We start from the raw sequence: 13,323 nt of genomic DNA, 5'->3' as shown, positions 1-13,323 counted from the left end.
CCGCCCGCGGCACCTACGAGGAGCATCCATGCCCATCAATTCCCCTGATTACAGCTACCTGGGTAGCGGCGAGCTGCACCTGCGCAAACGTGGTGCGCCAAAGGCGTTCCGCAGCGTCGGCAACTGCTCGGCGTTCAGCTTTTCGCCGCAGACCAATCCCATCACTCTGCTCGACAATACACAGCCCGGCGGCGGCAACCGTAACTCAGTCGATCGCATCACCGACGTGCAGGTGAGTTTCACCATGCACGACTTCAGCGCGGAGAACTTCGCCGACGTGCTGCGCGGTACCGCCACGACCATCGTGGCCGGTAATGCGGTGGATGAGGCCGTGGTGGCTTACAAAGACGGCGTGACGCCGTTGGCCAACCTGGCCGCCGAGATTACCGCGGTGAAGCCGGCCACCGGCGCTGCGGTGTACGCCAAGGGCAAGGATTGGGACATCAAGAACGGCGCGCTCTATGTGCCGGCGGATTCGGCCATCACCGACCCGGTGGACGGTGCGGCCAACACCAAGGTCACCTACAGCTTCAATGCCGCCGAGCGCCTGCAGGCATTGGTCAATCCCAACGAAGAGTACGAGCTGCTGTTTCTGGGCTTCAACGAAGCGCGCAGCGGCAAGAAGGTGCGCGCCCAGGCCTACCGCGTGTCCGGTGGCGTGATCGGCGAGCTGGCGTTGATCGGTGAGCAGTACGGTGGTGGCACCGTTACCGGCAGGCTTAGCAAGGACACCAGCAAGCCGGCAGGCGTTTCGCAGTACTTCACGTGGGATGCCGAGAAGTGAGCGACGACATCGACATCCTGACGCCGCCCACGCGCACGATCACCTTCCGTGGCGAGCAGCTGGAAGTGACGCCGCTGACACTGGCGCAGATTGGCCCCTTCATGAAAGCAACCCGGCCGATCATCGGCCGGGTCATCGTCGCCGCAAGCCTGGTCAGCGCCGGTGCCACCATTGAGGTGGCGACGCTGATGATGGATGTGCTCGAGCAAGACGCCGATGCCTTCGCAAAGGGCGGCGCCATCGTCTCTGGCAAACCGGAAGGGTGGATTGCTGGCGGCTCACTGGCAGACGCCGCTGCACTGGTCGAGGCGGTAGTGGAGCTCAATGAAGATTTTTTCGGCCAGCGCCTGCCGAGCCTGATGCGGGCCGCCAGCAAGGCGATCAACGCAGTGGGCATGACGCAGGCGCAACCGGTTGGGCAGACCTCATCCACTTCCTCGTCGTCCGCGGCCACCAGCGTCGAGACGTCTTGACCTACACCTGGGCGCAAGCAAAGGCATTTGCGGCGGCTGCTGTGCGCGATGACCGTGAGCAGCTGCTGCTGCGCGAAGCATCCACGGCTCAGGCCGTGCGGATGGCGATGGGCGCTGAGTCTGCCGCCTTTACGAAGTACCTCGACGATCTGACCCGGTAAATGGCCGACCAATCAGCAAACCTGCGTGTTCGCATCAGTGCGGACGTCAACGACATCAAGCAGGGCCTCGCGTTACTGCGGGGCCAGCTGACTGACCTGCGCAAGCAGGCAGGTACCCCGTTTCCTGCGAACGATCCGATCAAGCAGCTGGGCATCTCCGCTGGGCAGACGCGTCAGGCGATGGCCCAGTTGCCGATGCAGTTCACTGACATCTTCACCAGCATCCAAGGTGGCATGCCCTGGTTCACGGTGCTGGTGCAGCAGGGCGGGCAGATCAAGGACAGTTTTGGCGGCATCGGCCCTGCGCTTTCGGGAGTCTCCTCCGCGTTGCTGGGAATGGTCAATCCGCTGACGATCACGGCTGCCGCAGTGGCAGCGGTAGCTCTGGCCTGGAAGCAGGGCGAGGATAGATCCTTCGCTTTTAGCAAGGCGCTGCTCGCCACAGGTAGCTACGCAGCTGCGTCCACTGGACAGCTGGAGAGCTTGGTTTCGAAGCTTGATCAGTTGGATGGTGTCTCCCTGGGCAGTGCTCGCGAGGCGGTGCTCAAGGTTGCCGAGTCCGGAAAATTCACCGGAGAGCAGTTCGACCGAGTCGCAGCCAGCGCTGTGCTGATGCAGGCCGCTACCGGGCAGGCGATCGAAGAAACGATCGCCAAGTTCGAGGACATCCGCAAGGATCCGGTCGAGGCGCTGCTCAAGCTCAACGAGACCGAGCACTTTCTTACCCAGACGCAGCTGGACCGCATCAATACCCTGGTCGAAGAAGGCAACAAGCAGCAGGCTGTTGCTGAGGCGGTCCAGCTCTACGACTCGCATTTGGAGAGCGTGGCGCGGCGTGCTCAGACGGACATGCCGGCAATGTCTAAGGCGTGGACCAGCATCAAGGACGAGGCTTCTGGCGCCTGGGGCGAGGTTGAGAAGTACGCCGATCTCCTGGACCGCGTGATCTCCAAGCAGGACGCGCTCGGTAACAGTGTCGTCTGGAAGAGGTTGAGCGCCGCATTGGCCAACTCAGGTGGCGTCATCGGCGGCCTTGCTCGTTACTCAGGTCTGTTGGACGAGGTTGCCGCGAAGCAGGAGAAGGCTGAGAAGGGCGGGACTGGCAAGACCATTGGTGCTGGCATCCTTAATTCGATGGGGCCGTTGAGCAGCCTCATCAAGCTATCCAGGGGTGCGTTGGAAAGCGCGGCAGGGCCGGACTTCTCCAACGTGATCGCAACGGTTGATCGTGGGCCCACTGTCGACTCTGAGCAAGCGCGGGCGAGCCTTAAGTTCCAGGACGACACCAATAGTCGCTTGGCCAAGACGCTTGACCTTGAAGGTCAGATCAAGCAGATGAAGGAGGATGCGGCGAAGGCGGGAGTTACCGACGCAAAGCTGCTCGCCGAGCGTGAAAAGGTAATGCGCGCCGAAGCGGCAGCCAAAGGCGCGAAAGGCGCGACGAGTCTTGCGACCGCTGCTCGCTCTGCAGGCTTGCAGAGCATCATGGATGCATTGACCACCGAGCAGGCACAGATCGCCACCAGCACCAAGGTGTTGCAGGCGCAGTACCAGGCGCGCGAGGTATCGGCCGAAACCTACTACCAGCGCATGCGGGAGCTGGCCGAGCGGGGCACTGCCGCCGAGGCGCAGTCGCTGCAGAAGCAGATCGACTACCTCAACAGCCGCAACGTCAGCGGCAAGCAGTCGATCGACGTCAATAAGCAGGTCGGCGAATTGGAGGCGCAGCTGGCCAAGGTGCGCACCGAGGGCGCCGCGGCCCTTGAGGTGTTGTCCACCGAAGAGGGCAAGCTGAAGAAGCAGCGCGAAGACGCGCTCGCCTCCTACAAGGCGGCGCTCAACGCTAGCACCGATGCGCTACAGGAGGACATGGACGCCATGATCGCCCGTGTCGGCGCAGGCGATCGCGAGTTCGAGATCCAGCAGCGCCTCAACGGCGTCTACCGGGAGCAAGCGCAGCGACTCACAGAGCTTGCCCTGCAGAAGAACACCGGCCGCATTGACGAAGCCACCGCCGCTGCGGAGGAGCAGGCCGTGCGTGCTGCAACCGAGCGCCGTGTGCAGGTCATCCGCGACGGCTATGTGCGCATGTCCGAGGCGCAGGCCGATTGGGGGAATGGAGCATCTGCCGCATGGGACAACTATGTAGAAGAAGCGCGTAATGCTGCCGGCCAGGTGGAGTCGGCCATTGGGTCTGCCCTCGGCGGAATGGAAGACGTGTTCGTCAAGTTCGTGACCACGGGCAAGCTGAGCTTTAGCGACTTGGCCAACTCCATCATCGCCGATCTCGCCCGCATTGCGGCCAAGCAGGCGATTACGGGGCTGCTCGGCAGCATGTTCGGTCAGCCTGGTGCAGGCGCGGTGCAGCGTGAAGCGATCCCGCTGCAAGGCTGGGACACCGGCGGCTACACCGGGCCGGGCGGTAAGTTTGAGCCTGCGGGCATTGTGCACAAGGGTGAAGGCGTCCTGAGCCAGCTCGATATAGCTGCGATCGGCGGGCCGCGAGGCTTCCTCTCGCTGCTGAGCACCATCCGTCGCGGCCGAGGCTATGCCGCTGGCGGGCTGGTTGGCAGCACGGCGGTGCCGTCCTCTGGTCGCCGCAGCAATGTCAGTGTGGAAATCCAGAACTTCAGCGGTCAGCCGGCCACGCAGGAGCGGCAGACGCAGCGCATGCCCAACGGAGAGGAGCTGGAAAGAATCTTCGTAAGGATTGGGGCTCGAAATATTGCCGAGGGCGGAGAAATGGCGGGGGCCATCGAAAGCCGTTTTGAAACTAGGAGGCGACGCTAATGTCAGTGTTTCCGGCCTACGCAGGGATTCTGTACGACACCGTCCGCCGCTCATTCGACCCTGCCGTGATGCGCACAGAGATGGAGCGTGGCATGCCTAAGCAGCGCGTGACCAGCACGGGCGTGCTGATGAAGCTTGCAATGACGTTGGACTTTGCCACGCCGGCTGATGCCATGGCATTCGAAAATTGGTACTTCGATGATATCCGGCGCATCGGTTGGTTCGATTTCGTGCACCCATTGAGTGGCGCTTTACTGCAGGTGCGCTTCGAGAACGGTGGCATTGGTGAGCTCCGGCCGGTCGAGGGCGCGGATCGCCCATGGCAGTGCGATGTCACGGTGGAGTACCTGCGATGAGTTCGTTTCAGGAGCGCCGCCAGCGCGTCACCGACGACGACACATCGGCGCCGTTGGAGTTGCTGGAGATGACGGCGCCATCGTTCGGCGCGGTGCTGCGCATAGCCAATGACACCCGCGACTGGGTGAGCAACGGCAATACCTACAAGGGATATCAGTTCCGCTTCACGCCGCCGAAGGATGCGGCTGGCCAGACGCCGCGCGCGCAACTTGAGGTGGACAATGTCGGGCGCGGCATCACCGAAGACCTCGAGCGCATGCAGCCAAACGAGCTGGTGATGTGCCGTGTCCTGATCACCGACCGCGCCCAGCCCGACGTCATTGCTCGGCGGTTCTATCTGCCGTTGACGCAGGTGCGTGCTGCTGGGCCGCTGATCACCGCGCAGATCGGGGTGGATCTCTTCATGCGCCAACAGGCAGTGAAGCTCCGCGCCAATCCACACACGCTGCCGGGGATTTTCTGATGCGCGCCAGCGAGGTCGAGCGTTTCCTCAACATCCCGTATGACGCCGACACTTACGACTGCGCAGACCTCGTGGTGCAGGTGCAGCGCGAGCTTTTCGGTCGGCAGGTACAGATGCCGGCACGGCGCCCGCGCGGTGTCGCCGGGCAGGCGGCCCTTGGCGAGCTGTCGCGGGCCTATGCCGTGCCAACCGACAAACCGGTTGATGGCGACCTGGTGCTGATGTTCGACAAGGGCCAGAGCCGGCCCGGACACGTCGGCATCTTCTTCTACCTGGCCCACGAGGGTTGGGTGCTTCACACAACCAGCGCGCTGGGCAGCAGCTGGCTGCACCGGGCGCGCGAGTTGCCGGACTACGGCGCAAGGATCGAGGGGTATTACACATGGGTCTGATGACCACGCCTGCGAGCGACGGCCAGTTGGTGCTGACGCCGCATCCGGTCACTCTGGAAGGGCAGCGCCACATTGCGATGGATCTGCGGCCGGGCGAGCGCCTGTGTGAGTTCCTGCATCGGCACGTGATCGACCTGGATCAGGGCGATTGGTCGGTGTCGATCGGCGGGCGCGTCGTTCCGCGGCATCTGTGGGCCTACGTCCACCCGAAGGATGGCCAGGTCATCGAGGTACGCGGCGCGGTTGGCCGGAACGCGCTGTACATCGTGGCAATGGTAGCGCTGACCTATTTCACCTTCGGTATCGCCGGTGCGGGCGGCGCCGTAGCAAGCGCCTGGGGCGGCTTAGCCGCATCTGCGGTTTTCGTGGCCGGTTCGCTGGTGATCAACAAGGTGCTGGGTCCGAAGGTCGAGAGTCCGGCCGGCCCGAGTACCGCCGGCACGGTCTACAGCCTGGCAGCGCCGCGCAACCGTCTGCGCCCCAATGAAGCGGTGGGCCTGCTGTTCGGTCGCATGCTGATCGCCCCCGATTTCGCCAGCAAGCCCTACACCTTCTACGAGGGCGACAACCAGTACATCGGCATGGTGCTCACGCCGGGCATCGGCGTTGGCCGGGTGGGCGGGTTCACCAATGCTGGCACGCCGCTGTCCAGCTATGAGGGTGTAAGCGTCTACCACTCCGGCTATAGCCAGATGCCGGATGAAACCATTCCGCTATACAGCAACGTGGACACCACCGACGGTGGTGAATTGCCCGACACTGCGGACTTCGTTACGCGCACCACCAGCGCCGACACCGTCCGCATCCAGATCAACCTGGAATACGTGCTGGGCGGCGTGGGCACGTCCGGCAAGAAGTACAACGTGTCGGAGACCGTGCAAGTGCAGTACGCGCCGGCGGGCACTGGCATCTGGGAAACGCTGGCCACGCAGATGTTCACCGGCGACAAGCTGGACGTAAGCAAGCGCGCAACCGTGTCGGCAGACGTGGCCAAGGGTCAATACGACGTGCGCGTGCGCATCCTGGGGCAGGGCAACTACGAGGGGGAAAACACCCAGCGCAACGACTTCCAGTGGTCGACGATGGGCAGCGTGCAGGCCGACGCCGCGACCTATGCCGGCTTGGCGCGCACCGGGATCCTGCTGAAGGCCACTGGCCAGATCAACGGTCAGCCCGATGAACTGCGCGCCGAGCATATCGCCTCGCCGATCCCGGTATGGCGCAATGGCAGCTGGGTGGCGGAAGAGTCAAGCAACCCAGGCGCGCACATCCTCAAGTACGTCCGCGGCTACTACGACCAGAACGGCAAGCTCATCGCCGGCATGGGCAAGAGCGACGAGGAGATCGACATCGAGTCGCTGCAGGGCTTTATGGGCCACTGCGAGGCGAACGGCTACACCTACGACTACTGGCTGTTCGAGGAGCGCAACCACGACGAGGTGCTGCAGGCGATCGCCCTAGCTGGCATGGGCCAGACCACCTGGGCTGGTGGTCGCCTTTCGGTGGTATGGGCAGCCGACGAGCAGCCGCTCTCCGGCGTGGTCAACATGGCCGAGATGAAGAAGGGTAGCTTCAGCGTGGACTACACGCTGGCAAGCGCTGCAGACGGCATTGAGTACAGCTATTTCGACAGCACGACCAAGAAGGTCGAAATGCTGCGCGTGCCGGCGCCGGGCATCAAAGTCGAAGATATGCTCAACCCTGCGCGGTTCACCGGTGAGGGTATTGGTCGTGAGGCGCACGCGGCCGAGATGGCGCGTTATCACCTCGCTCAGAGCTTGTTTCAATACAAGGACATCGGCTTCGCCCAGGATCTGCAGTACCTGTCCTATCGCCGCATGTCGATGCTGTCGATCTCGCACGACCTCACGCAATGGGGCTTCGGCGGGCGCATCGTCGCGGCAGAGCGGAGCGCGCTGCTGGGCACGGTCACGCTGACGCTGGACGAACCAGTGCCGCCACCAGATGCCCGCAGCGCGTTCATCGGCCTGCGTATTCCGGGCGAGGCGGTCTATCGCACGTTCCGCGTGCGCAGCTTCACCGAGGCAACCGACACCATCCAGTTGGTTGGGGGGTGGCCGGACGATGCGCCGCTGCCGGGCGAGGGTTACGACGACCCCATGGTGCAGGGTGGTTGGCAGGACAACCCTGCGCACGACACGGTGTGGATCTACGACTTTAAGGCCACGCCGGGCCTGCGCGCGCGCGTGGTTGTGATCCAGCCGGAGAGCGATCTCAAGGGCGCGAACATCAACGTGGTGCCGGAGGGACCCGAGTTCTGGATTTACGTCAAGACCGGACAGTACATCCGGCCGGAAAATGGCTCATCGCTGGCTACCCGGCCGGTCCTCAGCAACCTGGCAATTAACGAGGACCAGATCACCACCGGTGACGTCACGGCCACCGATCTGGTGGCCACCTTCGACATCACCGGCCCGTTCGATCACGCTGTGGTCTATGCCTCGGCGTCAGACGGCAACGGCGAGCTGCAGGAAGTGGCGCAGACGCGCACCCGCACGGCGCGGTGGCGGATCCCGCGCGCCGGCACCTACACGATTAACGTGCGCCCGTTCGGCCCGGAGGGGCAGATGGGTATCGGTGCCTCGCTGATCTTCACGACCATCGGCGCCGACGCACCGCCGGTGAACTACGACCTGTTCGACGTGGAGGAGATCTCCGGCGGCATCCGGCGCTACACCTGGGGCTTCTGGAACGACACCATCCGCTCGGCCAACCTGGCCGGCGCGGAGATCCGCTACACCGCGGCACCGGAGCAGGGCGCGCCGATGCCGGCGTGGGAAGCCATGACGCCGGTCGGCGACAGCGGCTACCACACCGGTGCGTTCGACTCGCCCATTCCGGCCTCGGGCAAGTGGACGTTCGCTATCCGCTCGCGCAATACCAACGGCACGCTGTCGGTGGCGGCCAAGTACGTCACCAAGTCGCTCGGCAAGAACCTGGGCGAGCTGCAGGAGGAAATGCGGCAGGCGATCGACCAGACCACCGAAGAGGTCCGGCAGGGCTTCCTGGAAGCTGCGGCGCGCGACCGCCAGATCGCCGAGGCCGCTCTGGCGGCAGCAAACAAGGCACGTGAGGATGCGATCGCACATGCGGACGCGCTCAATGCCACCCTGGGCGACCTGGTCAACGCTGACGAATGGAACGCGACGTCGCAGTATCCGAAGGGCGACTTCGTGCGCCACGACGGGCGGCTGTACCGGGCGCGGGTGCCAAACTCCGGCGTGGTGCCAGCGGGCAACGACGCCACGTGGCAGAACGTGGGCAACTACGCGAGCGCGGGCGAGGCCATGGCGGCCGCAGTCGACATGGCAACGCAGACGGCGAACAACCTGGCGGCCGAGGTCACCCGGTTATCAGCGGTGTATGCCCGCCTACCTGCGGGCGACGGGCAGCTGGCTCCATCCGCATGGGTTTCGGAGGGTTTTGCGGCACTGACGAATGCAGACTCTGCGATAGGCCGGCGCGTCGGAACTGTAGAGGGCCGCATGCCGTCTGGTAACGGTGCCCTCGAGACAGCGGCAAGAGTCACGGCAGTGGATGAGGCGGCGGTCCGGCGCGATGAGGCGATTGGCCAGCGGGTGGTGGTTGTGGAGGCACGCATGCCGGCCGGCAATGGCGTTCTTGCGACTTCGGCAACTGTGAATGCCGTAGATCAGGCGCGCAGCGGCGGTGATCAGGCGCTGGGCCAACGCATTGAAGCGACGAACGCAGCAGTGGCTGGCAAAGCCGACACCTCGGCGCTCAACGCGCTGAGCTCACAGGTGCAGCAGGTGGGCAATCAGGCCAACGCCACCAGTACCGCGGTCACGGCCGTGGTGGCAAAGACGAACATCAACGCCAACATGCTGAAGAATCCCACCTTTGCCCGAGGGTCTTCGAGCTGGGTCCTACCTGCCGGAGCGGTCCTGTTCAATAACGCGTTGAACGGGCCCTACCTGGTGATGCCTGCCACGTCTGGCGGGGCCGCGGCGGAGCAGTTCGTAAACGACACACCTGCCGGCATCTACACATTGTCGGGGGACATCCTAAAAACCAATGGTAATGGGGTGTCTAGGCTAGAGATCGGTGCATACAACTCGTCCGGCTTGATTGGATCGGTGTCGGTTTCAGCTGACTCTGGCAGCTGGCTTGTCTGGAAGAGATTTCAAATAAGCGTGAACGCACCTTCGGGCACGACTCGGCTATTAGTGCGGCTGATCGTCGAAGGAACTCCGGGGCCAACGTACTTCAGGCAGCTCAAGGTGGAGCCGGGGCTGGTCGCTACGTTGTGGACCGATGACACCTCTGTCTTGGAGCAGGCGTCCGTCACGCAATCGCTGGAAGCACGGATGACGGTCAACGAAAACGGGTTCGCTAGCTACTCGGCGTCGTACACGTTGGCGCTGGACGTGAACGGGAAGGTGGTTGGCATGCGTTCGGTCAACGACGGAGTGATCGGCAAGATCACGTTCTCCGCTGACGTGGTGGAGATCATCGGCGCCACGCCAGGTGGCGGCCGCAATGAGTTCGTCGGCGGGAAGTTCTACGCCTACGCGCCCAACGGCCGCCGTGTGGTTGCCCTCGGGTATGGAGTGACATGACCAACGTCCTGATCATCAACGACGCCGACACCGGCGTCGTGCTGCTGCAGGTAACCGATCAGCCCGACTCGGACCTGCTGACGCAACACATGGGTGCGGTCGCCATCGCCAGCGGCAGCAATGGGTCTGTGCCGGTGCCGGTCACAGGGAGCGCCAACCAGCTGTACTACTGGTTCGTGGCCGATAGCGGCGCAGGCAACAGCCTGCTGCCGTACTTCAGTGACGACGGCAACACCATCAGTTGGGTATCGCCGGCGGCAAACGTCGGCGCGCGAGCCGGCGGCACCCTGTTTTACGGGAGGTTCTGATGGCCTATGCAATCTTCGAGGCCGGCCCCAATCGCGTTGTCATCTCTGAAACCTGGAAGAACCTGGCGCTGGCGTCGAAGCAGACGATCACCCCCGCTGGCAGTGGCGTGCTCAAGGCCTGGAGCCTGACTGTCACCGGCACCAATCCGGCCATCGCTTTTCTTGGTGAGAGCAACGCCGTGCTCGCCACACGCACCCAGAGCGGAAACAGTTTTACGTTCAGCGGCTTCACGACCAGCGGCAGCTTTGCGGCCTACGTCTTCGACGAGCCGAACTTCGGGCGGCGGGACTACCTGGTGATTACCAATCCCGACACCGGTGAGGTGCACTTCGACGCTACGCTGAAGTACATGAAGGTGCGGGCGTTGCTGCAGGGAAATGCCAATCAGGGCGGGTCGATCACCTTGCCCGCAGGCCGGACCTACGCCGCGCTGGCCGGCTCCACCGGCAACATCATGCTGGCCATCGGCGGCCTGATTGGCGGCGGCCCGCAATGGCAGGTGCAGCAGTTGTGGCGCAAGGGCGTGGTCAATATCAACGGCAATGTCGCTTCGATTGCCACCATCGATACCGCCCAGGATCTGCGCACAGGCACTAGCGGAACTCCTCAGCCGCCCCCTGGCAACTACGGCCAGGCCTGGGTGCGCTCTCCCATCATCGACGTCACCGGATACTAATCATGATCACGTGTCACACTGGAAATAGCATGAAGATTCGACCCCACCGTGGCGCCTTGGCCGAAGCCATGGCCAACTGCCGAAACATCGAGCCGACACTCGGTGCCGTCGTAGAATTTCTGCGCGGCGACGGGCGTGGGGCTTTCGTGGTCACGCCAGACGTGGTCAGTGTCAAGAAGTACGGCAGAGGTTTGGATGAGCGAACCGGCTGGGATACCTATGCAGTGTCCGTGCGCGGCATGGGGATCATGGCGTGGATCGACGGCCCGCTGGAAGGCATGGAGGTAGCCAAATGATCATCAGCCAGAACCCGACTTTCGGCACCACAACGCGCCTATTGGCCCCACGCATTGAGATCCGTTGGGACCCGGCCACCAATGACGGACCGGTCGAGTTCCACCTTGAGCAGATGACCACCAAGCCGCACCCCGACGGCTGGACCCAGACGCTGGAGCGTTTCTTCCTGCGCGTGCTCACGATGCAGATAAGCGACCTGATCGGCCGTAGCTACGACATCACCGCACCAGCAACGACCGAGCCAGACCCGGCGACAGGAGAGTTGGTCAAGGTGCCAGGCGACACGGTGACCGAACCCGGCGTGCATCTGCTGCTGGGTATCAAGGCGGCCACGCGCGCCGCCTACGATTCCAACGTCGCCGCACCCGACGCAGATGCCGACCCGATTGCGCGGCAGATCACCATCATCTGGAACCCGACCAACGACACCGGCACCGTTACGTTCCAGGTCGAAGACCGTGGCACCGCCCTCGGCGTGCTGGCTGCGCCGATCGCCGACCTGATTGCCCCGACCTACGCCATCCGCTATGCCGGCGCTGAGGCGCCGCAGGATTTGGCCGGCTGGAAGCTTCAGGCTCTGATCAAGGCGGCATCGGACAGGGCAATTGCCGCCAGCTTGCTTAAGCTGGAGGAACATGTGGTCTGAGCGGGCTGTACTGTGCCGACACGCCCAAACTCCCGGCCCCGTGCGGCCAATGTTCGCTCAGACGTGGCCTGTTTTCTTTTTGCATCGCACACTGCATAGTTAGAGCGTAGCCGTCTTGGTAGTCTCCGATTTAACAAAGCGAAGTGCTAAGGCCTGCGACCTCTGCAATAGCAACCTACCGCTTGGTTGTGGATGCTAAATTTTCAGTGATCTCGAACGGATATATTTGAGTGTCTAATCAAAGTGCCAAAATCTAGCATGAGAAAGGTTGTAGATCTCTTTGCGGGCGTCGGCGGACTGTCGCTCGGCGCTGCTCGTGCTGGTTTTGATGTAAAAGCAGCATATGAGTGGGATGCTAATGCAATTGCGTACCATGGTAAAAATTTTCCATCGAGCCGGCACATTAAAGCTGATATTGCTGAGGTCAGGGCTGCGGAAATTCTGGAATCAGCTGGTGTTGTGAATGGTAGCGATCTTGGGATTATCGGCGGTCCCCCTTGTCAAGGCTTTAGCGACATAGGAAAGAAAAGCGCCAGCGATCCAAGAAATCAGTTGTTCAGCCATTTTTTTAGATTGGTCAGCGAGGTGGGGCCTTCGTTCTTTGTTGCAGAAAATGTCCCCGGGATATTGAAGGTAAGAAATTCAGGGGTGCTAGCAGAAGCCCTCTCGCAGGTTCCAAAACGATATAGGTTGCTAAAGCCGATCCTGGTGAAAGCGTCTGATTATGGCGCTCCTACAATTAGAACGCGGGTATTCTTTGTTGGGTATGATCCAGATTGTGTGGGTAATCTCAGCGAAGCGAATTTTTTACCAGAAGAAAAAGAGGACGTTAGAGTGGGGAGGGCTCTTAGGGGGCTGCCTGCCATTCGTTCATCTTGGTCTAACGAAATCTCTGGTTGGAGAAAAGTAGCAGAGTGGGATGCTGGAGAATTCGAGCAGCGGCTCAAAGGCGTGATCCCTGTGGGCGTGGGCGATCAGGAATCCATTATAAAACTCAAGCAAGAGCGCCTTGTTTCTGGATTTTTGGGGACAGTTCATTCGAGCGAGTCGGTTCGCAGGTTTTCCCTAGTTAAGCCGGGAAAGACGGATCCAATATCAAAGTGCTACCGATTGGATAGGGATGGCTATTGTCCGACTTTGCGGGCTGGTACAGGGCCAGATAGAGGAAGCCACCAAGCGCTTAGGCCACTTCATCCTTCCTCTCCGCGGGTGATTTCACCGCGAGAGGCAGCTCGTTTACAGGGCTTTCCCGATTGGTTCCAATTCCATCCAACAAAGTGGCATGCATTTCGACAAATAGGAAATAGCGTTAGCCCGATAGTTGCTGAATCAATATTGGCGTCAATACATAGAGCTATGGATTAGGTGGAAAAA

Annotated in this window: 13 protein-coding genes; all 13 read left to right on the top strand. The window is 62.2% G+C overall.

Annotation, left to right across the window (positions count from 1 at the left end):
- The first annotated feature begins 28 nt into the window (after positions 1–28).
- The 13 genes from EO174_RS15730 to EO174_RS15675 all read left to right on the top strand — a co-directional run bounded on the left by EO174_RS15730 (position 29) and on the right by EO174_RS15675 (position 13,314).
- Entirely contained in the window at positions 29–784 is a 756-nt protein-coding gene (locus EO174_RS15730) for a hypothetical protein (RefSeq protein WP_126945721.1), read from the top strand.
- Positions 781–1,257 carry a hypothetical protein gene (locus tag EO174_RS15725; RefSeq protein ID WP_126945718.1) on the top strand — a complete coding sequence of 159 codons (477 nt, stop codon included), beginning with the start codon at positions 781–783 and terminating at the stop codon, positions 1,255–1,257. Before EO174_RS15730 ends, EO174_RS15725 begins: the two co-directional genes overlap by 4 nt.
- Positions 1,254–1,418, top strand: a complete 165-nt coding sequence (locus EO174_RS22985) for a hypothetical protein (RefSeq protein ID WP_164740218.1) — start codon at positions 1,254–1,256, stop codon at positions 1,416–1,418. The genes EO174_RS15725 and EO174_RS22985 overlap by 4 nt, the downstream gene beginning before the upstream one ends.
- Positions 1,419–4,208: a phage tail tape measure protein gene (locus EO174_RS15720; RefSeq protein WP_126945715.1), complete on the top strand. Its 2,790-nt coding sequence runs from the start codon at positions 1,419–1,421 to the stop codon at positions 4,206–4,208.
- The gene (locus tag EO174_RS15715) at positions 4,208–4,564 is read left to right on the top strand and encodes a hypothetical protein (protein ID WP_126945712.1); all 357 of its coding nucleotides are present in this window, start codon (positions 4,208–4,210) and stop codon (positions 4,562–4,564) included. Before EO174_RS15720 ends, EO174_RS15715 begins: the two co-directional genes overlap by 1 nt.
- Positions 4,561–5,028, top strand: a complete 468-nt coding sequence (locus EO174_RS15710) for a DUF1833 family protein (protein WP_126945709.1) — start codon at positions 4,561–4,563, stop codon at positions 5,026–5,028. Before EO174_RS15715 ends, EO174_RS15710 begins: the two co-directional genes overlap by 4 nt.
- Entirely contained in the window at positions 5,028–5,420 is a 393-nt protein-coding gene (locus EO174_RS15705; protein WP_126945706.1) for a peptidoglycan endopeptidase, read from the top strand. Before EO174_RS15710 ends, EO174_RS15705 begins: the two co-directional genes overlap by 1 nt.
- A complete protein-coding gene (locus EO174_RS15700; protein WP_241240021.1) occupies positions 5,411–10,021 on the top strand; it encodes a phage tail protein in 4,611 nt (1,536 codons plus the stop codon). The genes EO174_RS15705 and EO174_RS15700 overlap by 10 nt, the downstream gene beginning before the upstream one ends.
- Positions 10,018–10,329 carry a hypothetical protein gene (locus EO174_RS15695; protein WP_126945703.1) on the top strand — a complete coding sequence of 104 codons (312 nt, stop codon included), beginning with the start codon at positions 10,018–10,020 and terminating at the stop codon, positions 10,327–10,329. The genes EO174_RS15700 and EO174_RS15695 overlap by 4 nt, the downstream gene beginning before the upstream one ends.
- Positions 10,329–11,006, top strand: coding sequence for a hypothetical protein (locus EO174_RS15690; protein ID WP_126945700.1), 678 nt, complete (start codon positions 10,329–10,331; stop codon positions 11,004–11,006). Before EO174_RS15695 ends, EO174_RS15690 begins: the two co-directional genes overlap by 1 nt.
- Before the next feature lie 29 nt (positions 11,007–11,035).
- On the top strand, positions 11,036–11,302 hold the full coding sequence (locus tag EO174_RS15685; RefSeq protein ID WP_126945697.1) for a hypothetical protein: 267 nt from the start codon (positions 11,036–11,038) through the stop codon (positions 11,300–11,302).
- The gene (locus EO174_RS15680) at positions 11,299–11,949 is read left to right on the top strand and encodes a hypothetical protein (protein WP_126945694.1); all 651 of its coding nucleotides are present in this window, start codon (positions 11,299–11,301) and stop codon (positions 11,947–11,949) included. Before EO174_RS15685 ends, EO174_RS15680 begins: the two co-directional genes overlap by 4 nt.
- Before the next feature lie 258 nt (positions 11,950–12,207).
- On the top strand, positions 12,208–13,314 hold the full coding sequence (locus EO174_RS15675) for a DNA cytosine methyltransferase (RefSeq protein ID WP_126945691.1): 1,107 nt from the start codon (positions 12,208–12,210) through the stop codon (positions 13,312–13,314).
- Positions 13,315–13,323 lie beyond the last annotated feature (9 nt).

This window comes from Xanthomonas sp. BRIP62418 (assembly GCF_003993495.1).
GTDB classification, from domain to species: Bacteria; Pseudomonadota; Gammaproteobacteria; order Xanthomonadales; family Xanthomonadaceae; genus Xanthomonas; species Xanthomonas euroxanthea.
Note: the sequence above shows the minus strand (reverse complement) of the source record. Positions and strands in the feature narration are given on the sequence as shown.

Bases quoted from the DNA above. Each gene is read 5' to 3' on its own strand.
- EO174_RS15675 (WP_126945691.1), top strand. From the start codon at position 12,208: ATGAGAAAGGTTGTAGATCTCTTTGCGGGCGTCGGCGGACTGTCGCTC.
- EO174_RS15680 (WP_126945694.1), top strand. From the start codon at position 11,299: ATGATCATCAGCCAGAACCCGACTTTCGGCACCACAACGCGCCTATTG.
- EO174_RS15710 (WP_126945709.1), top strand. From the start codon at position 4,561: ATGAGTTCGTTTCAGGAGCGCCGCCAGCGCGTCACCGACGACGACACA.
- EO174_RS15700 (WP_241240021.1), top strand. From the start codon at position 5,411: ATGGGTCTGATGACCACGCCTGCGAGCGACGGCCAGTTGGTGCTGACG.
- EO174_RS15690 (WP_126945700.1), top strand. From the start codon at position 10,329: ATGGCCTATGCAATCTTCGAGGCCGGCCCCAATCGCGTTGTCATCTCT.
- EO174_RS15705 (WP_126945706.1), top strand. From the start codon at position 5,028: ATGCGCGCCAGCGAGGTCGAGCGTTTCCTCAACATCCCGTATGACGCC.
- EO174_RS15720 (WP_126945715.1), top strand. From the start codon at position 1,419: ATGGCCGACCAATCAGCAAACCTGCGTGTTCGCATCAGTGCGGACGTC.
- EO174_RS15730 (WP_126945721.1), top strand. From the start codon at position 29: ATGCCCATCAATTCCCCTGATTACAGCTACCTGGGTAGCGGCGAGCTG.
- EO174_RS15685 (WP_126945697.1), top strand. From the start codon at position 11,036: ATGAAGATTCGACCCCACCGTGGCGCCTTGGCCGAAGCCATGGCCAAC.
- EO174_RS15695 (WP_126945703.1), top strand. From the start codon at position 10,018: ATGACCAACGTCCTGATCATCAACGACGCCGACACCGGCGTCGTGCTG.
- EO174_RS15715 (WP_126945712.1), top strand. From the start codon at position 4,208: ATGTCAGTGTTTCCGGCCTACGCAGGGATTCTGTACGACACCGTCCGC.